This is a genomic window from Collinsella sp. UBA1693 (assembly GCF_002320115.1).
Taxonomy (GTDB): domain Bacteria; phylum Actinomycetota; class Coriobacteriia; order Coriobacteriales; family Coriobacteriaceae; genus Collinsella; species Collinsella tanakaei.
This window is the reverse complement of record NZ_DCJT01000007.1, coordinates 111,568-131,469: the sequence shown is the minus strand read 5'-3', so window position 1 is coordinate 131,469 and position 19,902 is coordinate 111,568. Positions and strand designations below refer to the sequence as shown.

Here is a 19,902-nt window from a genome sequence, read left to right as displayed (position 1 = left end):
GACTGCCAGTTATCGATTTTTAGCGGACCGCCGGCATCTCCGCATCTAGAATTACCGTACGCCATGCCAACCCAAGCAGATTCATCGCTGCCAGACGCTGTTCCAAGGAGATAGTTCATGTCGGATCCGCGCGTAAGCGTTATCGTCCCAATCTACAATGCAGACCCGTATCTCGATGAATGCCTTGATAGCATCGAGAATCAAACCGAGCAATCTCTCGAGATCATATGCGTCAACGACAAGTCGACCGACCGCACGGCGGAAATCCTTGAGAGACGCTCGCAATCAGACACTAGGTACCGGGTTTTTCAAGGGGAGGGTCTTGGTGCGGGAGCCGCCAGAAACCTTGGTATAGGCGCTTCAAGGGGAACTTATCTCATCTGCCTGGATGCGGACGATTTTTTCGATGAGACGTTTATCAAGGATGCGGCGGATAAGCTCGACGCCACCGGCGCCGATGTCCTTATTACGCAGTCCTATACCTATGAAAACGACACCCATGAGGAATATCTTACCGACTGGACTTTTGTGACGGGTAATCTCCCGGATAAAGACGTGTTCAACTATAGGGACATGCAAGACTCCATCTTCAACACGTTCTCCAACGTACCGTGGAACAAGATGTACAAAAGGAGCTTTATCGTTGAAAACCAGCTGTGGTATCAGCAGGTAAAAAGAACGGACGACCTTCTCTTTACCTGCTTGGCGCTGGTGAAGGCGCGTTCGATTACAACGATCAAACGCCCCTATCCGCACTACCGAATTAGCTTGACCACCAATAGCACCTCGACCAACGAAGTCGATCCGCTTGCGTTCTTTGAAGCTTTTCGATCGCTTAAAGAAGAGCTGGAAAAGCTCGGCCTCTTTGAAAACGTTAAGACAAGCTATGTAAACCATGCCATCGATGGGTACTACGCCAACCTCACATCGCAAAAAACACTCGCAACCTTTGTTAAGGTATTCGAATCTGCAGAACGCTATTTCACCGAGCTGGAACTAGGAAGCCTTAAGACGGCGGAATACCTTAACGCAAGCCAACTGGCATACATTAATAACGCCATAGCCATGAGCCTTGATGAATTCATCTTTACCCAGCTGCAAGAGGTAACCGCACAGCGAGACCTATCATGGAAAACCAACCGTACCAATGAACGAGAAAGGTGGAAGTATTACGACGCCTACACGCTGCTAGCTCCGCAGATACCCATTCTTGAGGAAAAGCTTCACAATGAAACCGAAGCGCGTAAAGACGTGGAGGGAAAGCTGCAGCGCGCTGAGGAGGAAATAGAAACGATACTTAACTCGAAGGCGTATCGATTTGGAACATCGATTGCGACGCCGTATCGAAAAGTGGTCGACGCGCTTCGTCACTAGTTTATCGATGCTTCCGTAAATCCGCTGCGATCAAAAGAAATCGGACTTTCACCCAAAGGTTGGTGAAAGTCCGATAGTTGTTAAGACCGATAATTCGCCTGAGATGATTCCAACTGAATCATCTTGAGAGCCTGTGAGCACATCGAAGCATCTTGTTGTTCGAATACAACAGACTCCAAAAGTCCCGCAGCAGCGCGCCTGGATAGCGGCAACCTGGAAGAGACGGAGCGCCCGAAACGACCGATGATTCCGGTAGTCTTAACGCGCTGCCATACCCTGGAGAAAAAATCTCGAGGATCGCTATGCAGACTGTATGCATAGAACATCATCTTGTGAGAGACGCCATATGCACGCTTGCGATTTACCAGAACGGCATCGACCAGGGAACCGTATTGGGGATCCGAAAGCAGGCCGTCGATTTGCTCGCGAGAGAAATACACGGTCCAAATGGCAGCAAGGAAATTGAGCAGGTCCACGCGAATAGTCTTGGGAGCACTCAGCAAGTCGACGATAAGGAATTCGCACCCAAGATGCAGCAGCTCGGACCCATACGACTCGATGAAACCAGCATCCGACCAGTCTTTTACAATGGCGTGGAAGATCCTCAGGTGATCATAGAGCCTGAGATGACGGTCTTCCGCGCGCGAGCTCATAAGAGATCCCTCGCGGTCAAGCCGGTAGAGATACAGCTTGTTGGAAACGAAGACGGTCTTTGAGGAGCGCGGATAGATGGAGTACAGGAATAGCTTGTCCTCGCCAAATCGAAGCTCTTCGTCAAACGCAACCCCATGGGCAAGCAGGAAATCCCTACGGCAGGCGGTTCGCCAGGCAAAGGGATCGCATGCCTCCTTTTCAAAGATATCGGGAGTGAACGAATCGTAAACGACATCGCGAGGGCTCAGGACTCGGTTAAGCCAAGGATAGGACTTAAACGAAGGATACGCAGAGCCTCCAAAGGTTACAACGTCGGCGGAAGTGGATTCAAAGATGGAAGCTATAACCGCGGCAGCATCACGGGTAATCATATCATCAGAATCGACAAAACACACCACGTCACCAGTAGCGGCGGCGATGCCGGCATTGCGGGCAGATGAAAGACCGCCGTTTTCTTTATCAACAACCTTAATACGGGCGTCGACCGACTGATACATAGCAAGGATGTCGCGAGAGCGATCACGGGACCCATCGTTGACGCAAACGATTTCAATATTCGAATACGACTGGTTGCGAATGGAATCGAGGCAGGGAGCGAGATATCGCTCAACGTTGTATACGGGAACTACAATACTTACTTTAATCATCAATAACCAATCGTTAATGAGTCAGGCGGAAGAGCGCAATCTTAAACGCAGCAAGAACACCGCCGTGCTTTACCAAGCTTTTGAAGCGGTCAGAACGAGACTGGACTCCATCGGACGCGCGTTTGATGGCGTACAGTTTGGGATCATAAAGCAACAGGGCGCGATTGATCCTCTTACCAGGATCGAAGATAGAAAGATCGACGCGTCCAAGCTCCTCATCATGCTTCAAATCCTCAACCATGCGAGGAACAAATTCTTCACGCAGCTCGGGAACAAGACGGTCAAAGTTCCACTCGTACGTGTCGAACTTCATCCTGGAAAGGATGGCACGAAGATACGGCCTGTCAAGATGGTGGGTATCGAGATACTTATTCATCTCCTGATACTCGTCGCAAACGCAAAAGACCTTGCCCGGAGAGTTGACGGAAGACTTCTCATTATCCTGACGATAATGAAGGATGGGTTTGTCGATAAGCACGGCATTAGTGCAGGAAGACCACACCTTGAAATTGAAGCCCGCATCCTGATACGAGGCACCGGGAGAAGGAAGGAAGGTCACATCGTTCTCGATGAGGAACTCACGCTTATAGATAGCCGACCAGATCGAAGGCTTGCGATAAAAGACCTCGCGCTCAACCTGGGGGTTGATGTGGCCGGCGATGCGCGAGTCGACCCACATGAAGCGGTCGTTTCTTACGTCCGGCGTAGACCAGAACAGGAAGAAGTCCGCCTTAACCACCTGGGCGTCAACCGACTTAGCAGCCTTATGCATAAGCTCGAGGGCATCGGGTTCGAAGAAGTCATCAGACTCGAGGATTCCCACGTACTCTCCCTTAGCGATGGAGAGGCCCTTGTTCATGGAGTCGCCGTAACCGGAATTAGGCTTATCAATAACGATGAAGCGATCGTCGCGAGAGGCATACTCATTAATGATTTCAAGCGAGGAGTCGGTGGAGCCATCGTTGATGCAGATGATCTCGATATCGGTAAGCGTCTGCCCCTGAGCGCTGTCCAGGCATTCGCGCAGGTAACGCTCGACGTTACAGATTGGTACAAGAAGTGAAATCGACGGGGTATCGGTCATCGGGATGGTGATCCTTCCTAACGTTGCATACAACCGCAGCGTGTGCGACGGGCAGATGTTGAACAGAGTTAATTCTATACAATGAGCCATGCAAGGGGCCTAATAGCACAGTAACTACAAGTGCGCCCGACTGTGGAAGCAGCCGGGCGCTAGGGTAATCAGTCCCTATACAAAGGGGCGGGCCACCGCAGTGGGCGCTCCAAGCCAAAAGACGCTCGCAGTCCTTACGCGCGGAGGGGTCGCCTCGATAATCTGGTCGTTACCAAGATAGATCGCAACGTGACCGGGGTAGAAGACCAGGTCTCCGCGCTTGCGGTCGGCAAGCTTGACATGCATGAAGCGCGGGTCAACGCTCATGTTGTTTGCATCGTGGCTGTGCCAGGGATCATACCAATGGGCGTAAGGGTTGTACTCGCCCAAATCCATACCGCACGCGTACGCCGCCTGCATTACAAGGCCAGCGCAATCCACGCCCTTTTGGGGGGAAAGCGAGTAGTTCCACACATAGGGGGCATTGATATACTCGAATGCACGGGCAATAAACGCCTCAACGCACTCCTCCCTCGTGGCATCGACATCGATCCTCGAAGGTGTCACGTAGCAATACGGCGTGGAGTACGCTGCGTCCACCAACCGAACATTCTTGCTGCTTACCTGGAAGAACTGAGACGGATTTTGATAGCCGATTTTGCCGGGAGCCTCAATAGACGTAAGGTGCCACTGCTGGGAGCGACTGTTGTTCGACGTATAAGTCTGAACATTTGACCCGTTGTACGCCTCGCCGCCCTTTACATCCAGGACGGTACCAAGCATGGAGACGATCTCCACGCCATTCTCCCCCATCCTGAACGTCCATTTTTGAGCGGCGGTACCGTTTTGGTCATATTGGTCCACGTTGGTTTCGGGGGAAGCAGATCCACCGGCAACATCGAGCGCCTTGGCAGAACAGGCAGCGATGATGCTATACCACCCGTTGCCGGCGCTCTTGACCATCCACTTCTGCGAGGACGTGCTGTTGTTCATGTAGATCTGAACATTGGCGCCGTTAGCGCTTGATCCCTGGGAGACGTCCAAGACAAACGAGGAGTTAATCGAGGAAGCTATCTGATAGAAGCCTTCGCTCACAAGCTCTTTCGCCTGCAGCGTCCACGCCTGGGCCTTGGAGCCGTTGGACGAGTAGACCTGGACGTTCGCACCAACCTTGCTGCTGCCACTGGAAACGTCGAGCACCTTACCCGTCGCCACGTTCTTAAGGACGACGCCGAACAGGGAAGCCTCGGTGGTCCAATCGCAACGTGAGGTCAACGAAGACTGAACGACGTTATCAGAGCTGTCAGCAGAAAGATATTTCCCGGAGAGCACATTTTGGAAGCGATACACGCCATCGGATACCTTACGGACGTACCAGCGCTGGGCAAGGGAGCCGTTGTTGGTCCACATGCGAACGTTGGCGCCGTCCTGAACGCTTCCGCTGGCAACGTCTAGCACGTTATCGCCCACGCCCGACTTCAAGATGTACGCGCCGGTCTCGATAACGGGAACGTACTTATTCAGCGACCAGCGCTGGCTCGAAGAGGAGCTGACAGGATTGCACACCAGCGAACTCCCGGACAGATCCCACGCAAGACCGGTGGAAGCAGACACCACCGAATAAGTGCCGTCGCTGTTCTTGGAGACAACCCACTTCTGGTTCTTGTTGACAGAGGAATAATCCCACTGCTGGATCTTGGCGCCCGCAAGGAAATCGCCGTCTTTTAGATCAAGGCCCTTTTGGGAGGAGACGGAACGAATCCTGTAATACCCGTCATCGCCGTACGTGAGCATGAACTGCTGGGAGGTGGAGCTGCCATTTGCGCCCGCGATGCCCAACAGCGTTCCATTGGCATCAAGCGGCTCGCCAAGGGCTACGGCACTGTTTGAATTGGACGAGGATACAATGGTGTAAACGCCGTCATCGACAACGCGGCCCTGGCTGGGCACGTTGGGATTAAGGTTGTACGCCGTAAACGACTGCGCGATGGTTCCGTTAGAAGTGTACACGTCGATGTTCGCGCCGTTGTAGGCGCCAGCGCCCGAGACATCCAGGACCAGCGCGTTCGCGACGGCGGAATAGAACACGTAGGAGCCGTCGGCCTGCTTAATGGGGAGCCACAGCTGTGCCCTGCTGCCGTTCCAGCTATATTGCTGCACGTTCGCACCGGGCGTATTGGAACCGGATTGAATATCCAGCACCTTGCCGGAGCCCACGTTGACTATGCGAACGTAGCCGTTGGATTTGTAGACACGCTCGACCGACCACTGCTGGGCAGCGGACCTATTGGACGAATAGATTTGGATATTCGCACCGTTACCCGTCGAGCCACCGCTTACATCAAAGACGAGCCTGGACGACGTACCAAAGCCAAACGCATACGTTCCTTCTGGCAGCTCGTCGATGTGCTCTTTGGCAAGGGCGTCGATATCGTCGTGCGAGATAGGAAGAATGGAGCGCTTATACGTAAACGCAAGGGCTCCGCTATCGGTTTTGGGAAGCGTGACCACCTGCGCACCAGCAGCGCGAGAGGACGCGGCCAACGCATAGCCGTTCGCGGCATTGATGATCGAGACGGTGCCGTCGCTATTCTTCTCGATGACCCAGTAGCGCTGCTTAGCCCCTGCCGTGTCGCCCCATTGGGCAACGCTGGCCCCGGGATAGCATGCTCCGTTATCGGCATCCAGAAGCTTCTGCGAATGGGCCGGCCTGATGGTGTAGTAGCCCTTGCCGCCGGAAATCTCGTGGAAGCTTACAGAGAACAGCTGGGCCGCCGTCCCGTTGGACGTGTACAGCTGCAGGGCAGCGCCGTTAGCCGTGCTGGCGCCGGCGATGTCGAGCGAAAGGCCGTTCAAGGTAAAGGAATACGTTCCATCCGGCAGGGTTCTGCTTTGAGTGGAGACGCCATCGGCGCTATAGAGGACGAAGGTTTGAGAAGAGGACGAGGCGTCTTCGCCAACCACAGCGTTCGCCCCGTTATGGGCGCCCTGGGGAATATCAAGAACAAGGTGCTTACCCAATGCCGAGCGAAGGACGATACCATCGCCCTGCTTGGTAGCAACCCACTTTTGAGAACGGGTATCGCTCCAATCCTCTTGCTGAACGTTGGCTCCCGCCTGCGAAGAGAACGGGGTGACGGACAGCGCCTTTCCGCTGGCGAGGTTGGAGATCTTGAGGTATCCGCCGTCGACGGTTTGCACAACCCACGTTTGAGCCGCGGACGCGTTGGCACCATACGATTGAACGTTAGCGCCCGCATAGAGCGAGCCGCCGGAAACATCGAGTACCTGGCGATTGCCCGCAGCCAAGGCAACTACATAAGAGCCGTCCTGGACAAGGCCCTTATTTGCTATGGCAAGCTTGTCCATGTACTGCGGCGTACCCTCGGGATCGTAAAGATAGTTCACGTCCACGCGGCCGGAAATACCGTCCACGGAGGCGGAAGAGCTATACTGCCACAGCGTGTAGTTGCCTTCGTAATCACAGGTAGAGTTGTATTGGGCAACCCAGCGGTCCCAATTATCGAAGACGCTATCGGTAAGGTAGTTGTTCCACCAGCGAAGATTGGCGTAGACGCCCGGGGTGTAGCCGGCAGCAGCGATCTTAGAGCAAAATGCCTTGCCCATAGCGGCAAACGTTGCGGAGCCGCCCTCGATCTCATGGTATTGATTCTTGTCATCAACGCCCGCGGGACGGCCCGTGGCGGGATTCTGATTCTCAAGGTCATAATAAACAGGCAGACCAAGATCACTTGGCGAAACGCCGGCATTGCGCAGAACGGTCAAAGTCCACTCGGCCTCAGAGGTCGCGGTGGAGGCATTCCAGGCATAGCTGTAGAGGTAGACGCCAAACTTGATGCCGTTAGCCTTGCAACCCTGGACGTTTGCAACAAAACGCCTGTCAGAACCGCCAACGCCGTATCCAAGCCTCAGGATGGCGAAATCAACGCCATCGGCCTTCGCCTTGGCCCAGTCGATATCGCCTTGAGCAAAGCTTACGTCAACGCCCCATTCGGCCGCGCCCTCGGGAAGCGTTGGACGAGAAAGAAGCATGACATCGGAATCGCCGACCTGGGTCTCGAGCTCACCGGCTTCATAGCGCCAGGAGTAAGCAACGTCCTCGCTGGACGAGACGGCATTCGACGCTTCTGCCGAATCTTCGGTAGCCTCAGCCGAGCCCTCCCCTTCTACAGCAAGAGCAGAAGGCTCGTCAGTCGATGCGATGACCGCACCGTCAACGACATCTTCTCCAGCGGCGATAAATACGGGCCCGCACACTAACGCAATAAGCACTGCGAAGGTCGATAGCAGCAGGCCCCGAGCACGTCTACTCATGGGCATCCCCCTGTCGATAGCAGAAAACCAATTCGAACACTTGAAAACATTTTACTATCTCTTTGGTCAGATATGCCCAAATCGGTCGATGATCTGCCGATTTGGAATGCCCTTATCTCATCAGCTGTTCGATAAGCTCGACAATCTTTAAATAGGAACGCCTGCGATTGAATTGCTCTTGGGCCACGGCGCGAGCCCTCTGGCCCATCGACTCCATAACGGACCTGTCGTCGATCAGGTCGACGAGCGCGCCCGTGAGCGCATCCACGTTCTCAGGCTGAACGTTTACGCCAAAACCGTCTGCAGCCACTTTGGACGAGAACTCCGGACTCAAAGACGTATTGACCATGGGCTTGCCGGCGGCAAGATAGTCGCCGATCTTGGTGGGGATGCTTTGCGGAGCGTTTCCGACCAAGGAATTGATGAGGATGTCAGACTTAGAAAGATAGGCCGCCATCACATCGTGGGGGCGATACCCCAAGAACTCGACATCGCAAGAAACCTCGCGGGCCACGGCCTCAAGATCTTCGCGAACCACGCCATCGCCCAGCAACTTGAGCTTAACCCAAGGCCTATCGCGCTGAATCCGCGCCACGGAGCGAATAAGCGTCCCAAGGTCATAGCATGCACTCAAGGTGCCGGCGTATGCCACCCACACCTCATCGTCCGCTTTATTGACCTCGTCAGCATTGGCGGCGACGCCAGCGTCGAAATCGTCCACGTCGTTGCCTACGTACACAACAACCTTGGGGATATCCTGAGCACGGTCCTTAAATCCGCGCGAGGCGTATTCATCAGAGGTGCCCACGATCGCGTCGGCGAGGTTATATGCCGCCTTGGCCTGGCGGTAGAAGGGAAAAAACGCAATGTCGGAGAGGACGGGGACGTCCAGAGCGATGCGAAACGCCTCGGGCCACAAATCGTTCACGTCGATGACAAAGGGAATGTTGTATTTCTTAGCAACCCGGCCGATGGCCAACGTGATGTCGTTAGGCGGAATCTGCGAATAGATGAGATCGTAGGCGTGGTCGCTCTCGAAATACTCGGCGACGCGGCCCGCCATGACATGATGGGCCCAGATACGCTGAGGGCACATGTTCTTGGGATAGAAGGGTTCCTCGATGAACTTGATGTTGAAGGAGTGCGCGGAGTAATCGAACGCGTCGAGATCGCGCTGGCGCTTCTCCCAGTGTTGAAAACGAGAAGTGATGAAATCAACTTCAAAGCCCGACCGCTGCAGAAGCTCGGCAAGGTAGACATAACGAGTAGCGCCCTTAACCTCGCGGCCAAGCTTGGCGTCGATGCTGAAGATCGCTATGCGTCCCTTTGAAGCCATGATGGTCCCTTCGATGTCACCTGCGCGCCTAGCGCCCGAGAATGTTACTCATGCGAGTATACGAGATACCCAATCGATTGAGGAGCAATGCAACCCTATACCGTTTCTCCCCCAACTTCCACTGCGCCGGATTGCGATTTTTGAGGTCTTGCCTAAACGCCGCGGCGCGAGCACGGCCCCTGGCCCTGTCCTCGTCAAACAAAAGCGCGATGTTGTAGTGCGTATCTATGATGAGATGCGCCTTGTGGCGTACGTAATCGAGTGCCTGCGTCCCCAACGGACCATCCGCACCGGATGCAAGGACCTCTCCATTCTCGCAACGCTCGAGGTAAGCCAGCACCTCATCCACCACGCGCGTATGGTCGCCCCAGCGCTTGACGTAGTTTTCAAAACTAACGCTTTGCTGGGCGTTGCCCACCAGGTATTGGTAGACCTCGATATCGTAAAAGACGATATCGCGCGCGGGAGCGCTCGCCTTGAGAATGTACTCGTAGTCCTCGTAAAACGTGTGCTCCAACAGTTGAAGGCCGGTAGAGCGCAGATAGGAGGTCTTGGCGGTGAGCGTATGGATCATAATCTGCGACGCGGCCTGATGGGCCCCGCACACCGAGGAAAAGGAAAGGACGTCCCCGGGCGTGATGCCATCGGGAAGCTCGAACAGCGTGCTCTCCCCCGTCACCATGTGGACCTCGCGCTTCTTGTCGATCACCAGATCGCAGTCAAGGCTGCCAAGACGTTCAACCAGATCGATAAGTCCCTGGGTGCACACCCAGTCATCGCCATCGACCACGCGGAAGTACTTGCCGCGAGCCTGCTGCAACGCCGCATTGATGGTAGATCCGTGGCCTCCATTCTCCTTAGAGATGACCTTGAAGATCGACGGCGAGCGCTTGACAAAGGACTCGGCGATGAGGGCGGTGGCGTCGGTGGAACCGTCGTCAACGACGATGACCTCCAACCCGCTTTCCAGCTTGGGCGAGCAGTAGCTTGCAAGGCCGCGCTCAAGGTAGCGCTCGACGTTATAGGAAGGGATGGCGATGGTAAGGACCTTGGAGTAACCTTTGGATCCATCCGTTTGCGTACAAGACATCGTCATCACCTCTGCATCTTCAATTGCGCGTACATACGGGAGCCAGAACCGCGAACCAGATGGATAAGCCTGCCGAGCGCGCAGCAAGCAAGGGCAGAGCGCATCTTCAATACGGCAAGCCCCAAGCTAAGAACTTTTCCACCCCGTGAGGTGGCGCCGGGAATAAGGGTCAAAAACAGCGGGTCCGCAAAAAGCGAGCGGCACCAGGCGATGCGGCCCGCACGGTCAAGATGCGCGCGCGAATCGCAATTTCTCTCCAGGGCGCTCATGATAAAGCGACCGTAGAGCGACCCCAGGCGGCTGCGCACCTCTTGGTTATCGAGCCCCCACGCGCGCTGCTGGTTAAAAAGGGCCTCGATGCGGCGCCTGTGAACCTGATAGTACTCAGGCACAAACTTATTGGTGAGGTTGGCGTTAAGCCGTTTGGCGTAGCGATAGGGAGCATCGTCCAAAAACGCGCAAACGCTGGCGTTTTGGAAGAACGCGATGTTGAACAGGATATCCTCGATAAGCGGGACGGTTTCAAACGCAAGGCGTGAGAGCTCAGAGCGCCTGTAGACCTTGTTCCAGGCGTAGCCGTAAAGCGTCGCCTCTTCAAGGTCGAGAATGCAGCGATGCAACGCATCGCCGGACGCGACGCCGGAAACCGGGGGCATGACGCTTCGCGACCCGGTGAGGTTGCCCTTGGCGTCGAAGTACTCCTCTGTGCAGCCAAAGACAACCGCATCTGCAGCAGTGTCGGTGAGGACAGCGTGAACGCGAGCGAGCAGCGTGCGGTCATACCTGTCATCGGGATCGGGAATCCACACATAGGCACCGCGGGCATGCGAAAGCCCGGTGTTGCGTGCGGCGGATAACCCGCGGTTAGCATCGTGCTGGACCAAGCGAATGCGGCAATCAGCGGCCATGCGCTCGCGGACTAGCTGGGCGGCGTTGTCCGGCGAGCCATCGTCCACCACGATCAGCTCCCAATCACCGAACGTTTGCGCCTGGACATCGTCCAAAGCCGCCTCGATATAGCGCTCCACCCCATAGCTTGGCATGATGATGGAGAAAAAAGGCGCGACGGACGTCGTAGCGGCGGCATTGGGATCATTGCGGCACACGCGCGGCGCGCCCGCCCTTATTAGGGTATCCATTGTAATGCCGTGCTAGTTGAACTGGTTGCGGTAAGCCTTGCAGACTTCCTCCACCGGACCGACCATGCGCTGCTTGCCCTTCTCAATCCACACGCAGCTCTTGCAGAGGCGCTCGACCTGGTCGATGCTGTGGCTGACGAACAAGACGGTGACGTTGCCGGAATCGATGAAGCTCTGAATGCGTCGCTCGCACTTCTCCTGGAAGAAGACGTCGCCAACGGACAGAGTCTCATCAACAATGAGAACGTCCGGTTCCGTGACGGTAGCGATAGCGAAAGCGATGCGCGCAACCATGCCGCTTGAATAATTCTTCAAGGGCATGTCCATAAAATCGCGAAGCTCGGCAAATTCAATGATATCGTCCAGATGCTGGTCGATAAACTCATGGGTATAGCCCAGAAGCGAACCGTTGAGGTAGATGTTCTCACGTGCGGTCAACTCGAGATCGAAACCTGCACCAAGTTCAATGAGAGGGGCGATGTTTCCGCGAACAACAACCTCGCCCTCAGTGGGCTCCAGAACGCCAGCGATGATTTTAAGCATGGTGGATTTACCGGAGCCGTTGGTGCCCATAAGGCCCACGACCTCGCCCTTGGGCACATTAAAGGAAATATGGTCAAGAGCACGGAACTCTTTGAAGAATAGTTCGCGCTTGGCGATCTTGATGAAATATTCCTTGAGGCTATTAAGCTGCTCGCTGGCCATATTGAAGACCATAGAGACATCCTTCACCTCGATAGCGTAGTCATTGTCTTGAATTGAAGTTGTCATGAGCGCAAACCTCGCCTAAACGTAAAGAATGAATTTGTGCTCGGTCTTACGGAAGATGAGCAAACCAATAACCAGGGCGAGAACGGCCCAAAAACAACAAAGACCAAAAACGGTAGCTGAGGGAACCTGCTGCCAAAGGAAGATATCGCGCATGAACGTGATGTAGTTGTACATGGGATTCACCTTAACAAGCGTGATGATCCAAGCGGGCGCGGCTTTATCGATCAAAAGCTGAAGATCCCAGAAGATAGGGGTCAGATACGTCCAAGCCAAAATGATGACTCCCCAAAGGTGAATAATGTCCCTGAAGAAAACCGCAAGGGAACCGATGGCGAGACCGATACCGATGCAGAAGAGCATGAGGAGGACGAGAACCACGGGAAGCATGACGAGATGCCAGGTGGGAACAACCCTGAACCACAGCATAACGAACGCAACCGCAATCAACGAGAACGCAAAGTTGACCAGCGCAAAGAGAACCTTCTGCACCGGAAAGACAAAGCGATCGACCTTAACCTTCTTAAGAAGCGGAGCCGCATCGATAATCGACCAAAGAGCGGCGTTGGTTGAGTCGCTCATAAGGGAAAACGTAACGTTACCGACAATGAGGTACAGGGGGAAATTCTCTACAGACCCACCAAACATGTACGAGAAAACAATACTCATGACAACCATCATGAGCAACGGGTTGAGAACGCTCCAGACAACGCCCAAGACGCTGCGTCGATATTTAAGCTTAAAATCCTTGCTTACAAGCTGCTTGAGAATAAAGATGTCTTTGGCAAGCGCGCTCGATGCGTGGCTCTTTCCGAGCTTGGCCTTTGTTGACACGATTGAACCCCTTACAAAGAGCAAATGCAGTCAAATACGCAAAACATGGTAGCACAGCGATATTTTGCAGAAAGCGGTTCAATAAATCTACGGCTGTTGAACATGTGACATGCTGTTTTTATATAAATCGAGCTTTTGCCAGGCATCGCCCGCTTAGTAAAAGCATGAGTTCACCTAACATCACTGAACCATTCTTGTTACAAAGCTTGGAGCAACTCATGAGGAATTTGATCACGCAAATCATGAAATTCGGAGTCGTCGGCGCTATCGCTTTCGTCATCGATTATGGGGTCATGGTGCTGCTTGCTGAGGTATTCAGCATACCCCCCGTCGCCTCTGCCACGGTCTCGTTTATCGTTTCCGTTGTTTTCAACTACCTCGCGAGCATGAAGTATGTCTTCAGCCACAAGAGCGATATGAGTCGAAAGCGCGAGTTTGCAATCTTCATCGCCCTCTCAGTCGCAGGCTTGCTTATAAATGATGCAATCATGTGGGCGGGCACCGAGATCGCATCCATCGATTACCGAATTGTCAAGATCGCGGCAACGGCAATCGTGATGGTATGGAACTTCATTACCAGGAAGATCTTCCTCGACGGCGGAGATGCCGGAGGAGATGCACAAAAACAGTAAGCCTCATAATCCCGCAACAACAGATTCACCCTAAACCCTACAGGCGCACCGCGGCGATATGTGGTGCGCCTGTAGTTTCACCGAGAGCAGCTTACCTTTTGCTGACAATATATTTATAGTTCTTGACATACACTCTGTTGTAAGGGGTTTTGGTGCGAGCTGCATTGACTCAAGAAAATACAAAGCAATTCGGCAAATTCGCCATTGTTGGACTAACGTCACTGGCTGTCGACTACGCGCTCCTCATGTTTTTAGTAGAAGCGTGCGAGGCAGACCTGTTCTTCAGCACCACGGTATCGTTTATCGTTTCCGTGATAATCAACTATGTCCTGAGCATGAAATACGTTTTCGACCATCGCGAGGGCATGAGCCGCAAGCGCGAGTTCACAATCTTCGCGATCCTTTCGGCTGTGGGACTTGGCCTGAACGACCTGTATATGTTTGTCGGGGTTACCATGCTCAATATTGGTTACCAGGCAATGAAACTCATCTCGACGTTTTTGGTGACGTGGTACAACTTCTTCTCACGCAAGAAGTTTCTCAGCAACAACTAATAACAATCCCCGGCATCGTGGCCATCACCAAGCCACACCTCATTTGGCTTCGAATAAGCCGGGCATCCTCAAGGACGCATTCAGGCGCGTGGATATCTCAAAAGGTATCCACGCGCCTGTCTTTCAACTAAGCCTCGCCCGCGAAGGCAGCGCAATCCTCACGCGCTTGCATCCAAGCTGCACGCACTTAAACAATGGTATCAGCGCGTATCGATTTAGGATGAAGCCAAGGCGCGACATATGTACGATATCCGCTGGTTGTCGCATGGTTTTGTAGCGCTCTCAAGGGTAGAATCTACCTAAGAGCCTAACCTTAAACGTGAACTTGAAACTCTATAGTTGCTTCACAATTCATCAAACTTGCAGGTAGCTGACTATCCTAAACCTTCAACTTGACCCTTAAAGAAGTCTAAGGTTCAAGTTCAACTCGAAGTCAGGTATATACTATGGCCTGCAAAAGATTTCGCACGTTGTCTGCTATCGAAGGATACGTACATGCGCAATTATGGACATACTCACAAGGCTCTCGTTATCGGCGCTGCGTTGGCGTTCGCGCTTTCGGGTACCGCGCTGTGCCCTACAACCGCTCTGGCCGTTACCCAGGAGACTGAGGCACAGCTGACCGAGACCCAGAAAAAGCTTGAGGATTCCGCCGCCGCCTATGACAAGGCAACAGAGAATGTCGCGAAGCTCCAGGCCCAGATTGATGAGAACAATGCGCTTATCGCCGAGCTCGAGGCCAAGCTCCCCGAGCAGCAGCGCAAGGCCAGCCAGGTCATGCGCGATATGTACAAGTATGAAAAGGCATCCAATCCGTTCATGAGTTTCATCCTGAACTCCCAGTCCTTCGACGAGTTCTTCACCCAGATGGCTTACATGAACCAGATCAAAGATTCCAACACCAGCGCGCTCGAAGAGCTCAATGAAACCCAAAAGCAGCTTGAACAGACGAAGGTAGAGCTCGAGCAGGCAAAGGCCCAGGCAGACACAGAGGCCAAGGCGGCCTCCGACGCTCTTGCCGAGGCTCAGAAACTCCGTGAGGCCGCTCAAAAGAAAGCAGACGAGGAGGCCGCTTCCGAGCTTGCAGCGCTTCAGCAAGCATCCAGTGAGCTTGCTGGCGGCACCGAAGAGAGCTCATCAGTGGTCCTGCCCGACACGTCCGGTGTCAACTGGAACACCGACGAGGCCAGCTTTGTTGCCGAGTGGTCTGCACGCATCGATGCCTACCTTGCAGGCTCCCCTCTCGAAGGCTACGGCGCGACCTTTGCAGCCGCTGCCTGGAAATACGGTGTCGACCCCCGCTGGTCCCCCGCGATCTCCAACACCGAAAGCTCAAAGGGAGCCTATTGCTTCCGCGAGCATAACGCCTGGGGCTGGGGAGCAATCGACTTCTCAAGTTGGGAAGAAGCCATCGATACCCATGTGCGCGGACTTGCCCGCGGCTATGGCTACACGATTAGCGTTCAAGCGGCTAAGAAGTACTGCCCGCCCAATTGGTACCATTGGTACCACAACACGCTTTCCGAGATGCAGAAGATATAGCTTACAGAGAGCTTCAACTCACCAATTTAAACGACGACGTCTCCAAGGGGACGTCGTCGTTTTTGCTTCACGCTCGGACTCTAAACAAAAGCCGCGCACCAATGGGCACGCGGCTTACACGCATATAAGCGAAAAGCAGGCTAGCGAGCAACCTTAAGAACGGCCTCGCCTGCAGAAACAGCGGAATCCTCGTCCGCGCACAGCTCTACAGAAGCGAACTCAGCGCTGTTGGAAACAGCCAGCACAACAACGTCCTTATAACCAGCAGAGGCGATCTTACCGCGATCGATGCCCAGAATCGCCTGACCGGCAACTACGTGATCACCCTGGGCAACATAGCCGGTAAAGCCCTCTCCCTGCATGTTAACGGTGTCAACGCCCACATGCACCAGAACCTCGACGCCGTCATCGCCCTGGATGCCAACGGCATGGCCCATGGTAACGGTCACCGTGCCGGTAACGGGAGCATAAACGACGTCGCCCTCGGGCCAAACGCCGCAACCCTTGCCGAGGACCTCGGAGCTAAAGACCGGATCGGGGATATCAGCCATCTTGCAAACGCGGCCCTTTACGGGAGCGCACAGCGTATCAGCAGAAACCTGAGCCGTTACGGATGCGGGCACCGCGGGCTTCTCGGGCTCCGCCGCTTTCTTAAACCTGTCAAAAAATCCCATTGGATCCCCCATTCAAACATCGCACCACCTCATAAGGCGTGAGGATTTACACAACACTTCATGAGTGAACGTTACCTGCCATACCAGCAGGTAACACCATAATAATACCACGCAAAGAGCACGCAAGCAGCACGCGTCGCACAGCCATTCGCACATGAGCGCCAACGCGTTCGATGGCCTATGCCAGGTCCTCGCCGTTAGACTCGATAACCTTCTTATACCAGAAGAAACTATCCTTGCGACTGCGGTCGAAGGTGCCGTTACCCTCGTCGTCCGCATCGACGTACACAAAGCCGTAGCGCTTGCCCATCTCACCGGTTGAAGCGGAGACCAAATCTATGCAACCCCACGGCGTATAGCCCATAAGGTCAACCCCGTCGACCTCAACGGCCTTCTTCATGGCTTCGATATGCATACGCAAGTAATCGATGCGATAGCTATCGTGAATAGCTCCGTCGTCCTCAACCGTATCGAACGCGCCGAGACCGTTCTCTACAACCATCAGCGGGATACGGTAGCGCCCGTACAGCTCGTTGAGCGTCCAACGCAGGCCATCGGGGTCGATCTGCCAACCCCAATCGCTTGCCTTGAGATACGGATTCTTAGCGCCGCCCATAAGGTTCCCGCCAGTCGAAGCGAGAGCGGGGTCGGTAGACACAGCATTGCTCATGTAATAGCTGAAGCTGTAGAAATCGACGGTACCGCTTGCGAGGTCCTCCAGATCCCCTTCAGCAACATCGAGCTTAACGCCATATTTATCCCAGACCCTCTGGGCAAAGTGAGGATACTCGCCGCGAACCTGAACGTCGCCGCAATAATAATTACCCTCGTCCATCTTCTGCTGGCATGCGATGACGTCAGCCGGGTTGCAGCTATACGGATAATTGGCCATATAGGCGATCATGCAACCGATCTTGAAATCAGGGTTGATCTGATGGGCGAGCTTGACCGCGCGGGCGCTCGCCACAAACTGATGGTGTAAACCCTGGAAACGAAGCTGCGGGTCATCCACCTGGTTGAGGAAGTCACGCGTTCCCTCGTTGAGGATGCCCAGGCCCAGATAGCCGCCCAGAGGCATGGTACCGCAATTGATTTCGTTAAAGGTGAGCCAATACTTCACCTTATCGCGATAGCGAGTGAAGATGGTCTCGCAGTAACGAACATAGAAATCGATAAGGTCGCGAGATGCCCAACCGTTGTATTTCTCGGTGAGATGCCAGGGCAACTCGTAATGGCTGATGGTTACCAAAGGCTCGATACCCTGCTCGTGTAGCTCATCGAAGACCTGGCCGTAGAACGCCAGGCCCTCCTCGTTGGGCACCAGATCATCTCCGTTGGGGAAGATGCGGCTCCAGTTGATGGACATGCGGAACACCTTGAAGCCCATCTCGCCCATAAGCGCGGCGTCCTCGGCATGGCGATGATAAAAGTCGCTTGCGAAGTGGTTGGGATAGCACAGGCCCTCTTCCCACGTACGGGTGATCTGGCGCGGCGTGGTATGGGTGCCGTTGGTCATCATATCTGCGTCGCTAGGACCCTTGCCGCCAAGGTTCCAGCCGCCCTCGAATTGGTTGGCTGCGGTTGCGCCACCCCATAGGAAGTTCTTAGGGAAAGACATAGTGGGAATCCTTTCGCAAAGAAGGAAAACGAAGGGAACAAAAGGGCGCGGGGCCGAAGCGAGATGCTCCGGGCCGCGCGCCCCATATTTTGCGCAGCCCTTATTAAGAGCTGACGCGATTACTACTTAGCAAGCTTCTGCTCAGGCTTATAGGTGACGTACTCGAGGACGAAGCCCACGACGGCGCCCACCAGGGAGGCGATGACGGCAGGGACGATGAAGCTAGCTCCCTCGACACCCGCGGGGGGAAGGAAGGACAGCCAGTTGAAGACGCCCAGGCCACCGGAGATGTAGACCACAGCGCCGGTGATGCCGATTATGAGGCCGCCGACGGCTGAACCGATAGAGGCGATCACGAACGCCTTCTTATCGGGCAGGGCGACACCGTAGATAGCAGGCTCGGTAACGCCGAAGAAGAAAGACGAGATGATAGTGGGCAAGCAGATGCCGCGGAAATCCTGATCCTTATTCTTGAGGTACATGGCGAACAGGACGGCTCCCAGGGAGAAGGAGTGGGCGATAACGGCGCCGAGGATGTAGTCATGGCCAAGGGTGGTGAGGTTAACAAGCGCGATAGGGACGAGCGACCAATGGAAACCAAAGATGACCAGGCACATCCAGAAAGCGCCGACGACGGTGCAGCCGAGGATGGAACCCACGACGGGAAGACCGAACAGGGTCTGGAAGAGCAGGCCGAGCAGGTTGGTGATCAGCGTAGCGACGGGGCCGATGACCAGATAGCCGAGAACAACGGTGACGGTGACGACGACCAGCGGGGTGAAGAACATCTTGACGGAAGCCGGCATAACCTTTTTAACCTTGTGCTCAAGCCAGGCAGCGAGGGCAATCATGAGCACGATAGGAATAACGGAGCTGGTGTAGCCGGAAGCGGGCATGATGATGGGGATGCCGAAGAACGTGGCGTACCAGGAGAACGTGCCCGCAAAGCCAAGGTCAACAGAACCAAGGACCTCACCGGAGGTCAGCGCGACCATGGTGGGATACACAAGAGCAAACGCGATGGCCATGGCGTTGAACTCGCTCATGCGGAACTTCTTAGCGGCGTTGTAAGCAAGCACAACAGGAAGGAAGTAGAACATGCCGTCGGCGACCGTGTAGAGCAGCGTATAGGCGCCATCGGTAGCGAACTCAGGGAAGAACTGCGTCGCGGCGGCGAGCAGGCCCTTCATGATACCTGCGGCGGCAAAGGTGCCCAGCATGGGGGCGAAGATGCCGGAGATCAAGTCGATGAGGATAGCGGCAGGGGTCTTCTTCTCGTTGGAATCGTCATCATCAGCCGCGACCTCGCCGCCACCGTGTAGACCGGATACTTTCAAGAAGTTGTCGTAGACCTCCTCAACCTTGTTACCCACGACGACGTGGTACTGACCATTGGCGTCGAGAACCTTGATGACGCCGGGAAGCGCTTCGATGGCCTCGGTATTGGCCTTGGAAACGTCCTTGAGCTTAAAGCGCAGGCGGGTGATGCAGTGAGCAAGGGATTTGATGTTGTCCTTGCCACCGATGTTGTCGAGAATGCTCTGGGACAGCTCGTCATAGTTTTTCTGAGCCATGATCATTCCTTCCGCAT

At 54.6% G+C, this 19,902-nt stretch carries 15 protein-coding genes; 4 read left to right on the top strand and 11 right to left on the bottom strand.

Annotated features, from left to right (window positions below):
• The first annotated feature begins 117 nt into the window (after positions 1 to 117).
• Complete coding sequence (locus B3H65_RS04140) at positions 118 to 1,374, top strand: glycosyltransferase family 2 protein (protein WP_286684240.1); 1,257 nt, start codon at positions 118 to 120, stop codon at positions 1,372 to 1,374.
• Positions 1,375 to 1,454: 80 nt separating this feature from the next.
• Here the strand turns inward: B3H65_RS04140 and B3H65_RS04135 are convergent, their stop codons facing one another.
• From B3H65_RS04135 to B3H65_RS04100, 8 genes are all read right to left on the bottom strand, one after another.
• Positions 1,455 to 2,675, bottom strand: a complete 1,221-nt coding sequence (locus B3H65_RS04135; RefSeq protein WP_286684239.1) for a glycosyltransferase family 2 protein — start codon at positions 2,673 to 2,675, stop codon at positions 1,455 to 1,457.
• Positions 2,676 to 2,688: 13 nt separating this feature from the next.
• Positions 2,689 to 3,759 carry a glycosyltransferase family 2 protein gene (locus B3H65_RS04130; RefSeq protein ID WP_286684238.1) on the bottom strand — a complete coding sequence of 357 codons (1,071 nt, stop codon included), beginning with the start codon at positions 3,757 to 3,759 and terminating at the stop codon, positions 2,689 to 2,691.
• 165 nt (positions 3,760 to 3,924) lie between these two features.
• The gene (locus B3H65_RS04125) at positions 3,925 to 8,124 is read right to left on the bottom strand and encodes an RICIN domain-containing protein (RefSeq protein WP_286684237.1); all 4,200 of its coding nucleotides are present in this window, start codon (positions 8,122 to 8,124) and stop codon (positions 3,925 to 3,927) included.
• Between the two features lie 112 nt (positions 8,125 to 8,236).
• The gene (locus B3H65_RS04120) at positions 8,237 to 9,460 is read right to left on the bottom strand and encodes a glycosyltransferase family 4 protein (RefSeq protein WP_286684236.1); all 1,224 of its coding nucleotides are present in this window, start codon (positions 9,458 to 9,460) and stop codon (positions 8,237 to 8,239) included.
• Between the two features lie 28 nt (positions 9,461 to 9,488).
• On the bottom strand, positions 9,489 to 10,550 hold the full coding sequence (locus B3H65_RS04115) for a glycosyltransferase family 2 protein (RefSeq protein WP_286684235.1): 1,062 nt from the start codon (positions 10,548 to 10,550) through the stop codon (positions 9,489 to 9,491).
• 5 nt (positions 10,551 to 10,555) lie between these two features.
• A complete protein-coding gene (locus B3H65_RS04110) occupies positions 10,556 to 11,689 on the bottom strand; it encodes a glycosyltransferase family 2 protein (protein WP_286684234.1) in 1,134 nt (377 codons plus the stop codon).
• Between the two features lie 12 nt (positions 11,690 to 11,701).
• Positions 11,702 to 12,460: an ABC transporter ATP-binding protein gene (locus B3H65_RS04105; RefSeq protein ID WP_117679407.1), complete on the bottom strand. Its 759-nt coding sequence runs from the start codon at positions 12,458 to 12,460 to the stop codon at positions 11,702 to 11,704.
• Between the two features lie 15 nt (positions 12,461 to 12,475).
• Positions 12,476 to 13,291, bottom strand: coding sequence for an ABC transporter permease (locus B3H65_RS04100; RefSeq protein ID WP_270480510.1), 816 nt, complete (start codon positions 13,289 to 13,291; stop codon positions 12,476 to 12,478).
• A gap of 218 nt (positions 13,292 to 13,509) precedes the next feature.
• On the opposite strand from B3H65_RS04100, the gene B3H65_RS04095 reads away from it, so the two are divergent.
• The 3 genes from B3H65_RS04095 to B3H65_RS04085 all read left to right on the top strand — a co-directional run bounded on the left by B3H65_RS04095 (position 13,510) and on the right by B3H65_RS04085 (position 16,019).
• Entirely contained in the window at positions 13,510 to 13,923 is a 414-nt protein-coding gene (locus B3H65_RS04095; RefSeq protein ID WP_286684233.1) for a GtrA family protein, read from the top strand.
• A 152-nt stretch (positions 13,924 to 14,075) separates the two neighbouring features.
• Positions 14,076 to 14,477: a GtrA family protein gene (locus tag B3H65_RS04090; RefSeq protein ID WP_117679404.1), complete on the top strand. Its 402-nt coding sequence runs from the start codon at positions 14,076 to 14,078 to the stop codon at positions 14,475 to 14,477.
• A 495-nt stretch (positions 14,478 to 14,972) separates the two neighbouring features.
• Positions 14,973 to 16,019, top strand: a complete 1,047-nt coding sequence (locus B3H65_RS04085) for a coiled-coil domain-containing protein (RefSeq protein ID WP_286684232.1) — start codon at positions 14,973 to 14,975, stop codon at positions 16,017 to 16,019.
• A gap of 140 nt (positions 16,020 to 16,159) precedes the next feature.
• Here B3H65_RS04085 and B3H65_RS04080 read toward each other — a convergent pair whose 3' ends face one another.
• The 3 genes from B3H65_RS04080 to B3H65_RS04070 all read right to left on the bottom strand — a co-directional run bounded on the left by B3H65_RS04080 (position 16,160) and on the right by B3H65_RS04070 (position 19,885).
• Positions 16,160 to 16,693 (bottom strand): PTS sugar transporter subunit IIA, encoded by a 534-nt coding sequence (locus B3H65_RS04080; protein WP_040362122.1) that lies wholly within the window; start codon positions 16,691 to 16,693, stop codon positions 16,160 to 16,162.
• A gap of 178 nt (positions 16,694 to 16,871) precedes the next feature.
• Positions 16,872 to 18,311: a glycoside hydrolase family 1 protein gene (locus B3H65_RS04075; RefSeq protein WP_286684231.1), complete on the bottom strand. Its 1,440-nt coding sequence runs from the start codon at positions 18,309 to 18,311 to the stop codon at positions 16,872 to 16,874.
• Between the two features lie 122 nt (positions 18,312 to 18,433).
• Positions 18,434 to 19,885, bottom strand: coding sequence for a PTS transporter subunit EIIC (locus tag B3H65_RS04070; protein WP_286684230.1), 1,452 nt, complete (start codon positions 19,883 to 19,885; stop codon positions 18,434 to 18,436).
• Positions 19,886 to 19,902: the final 17 nt, after the last annotated feature.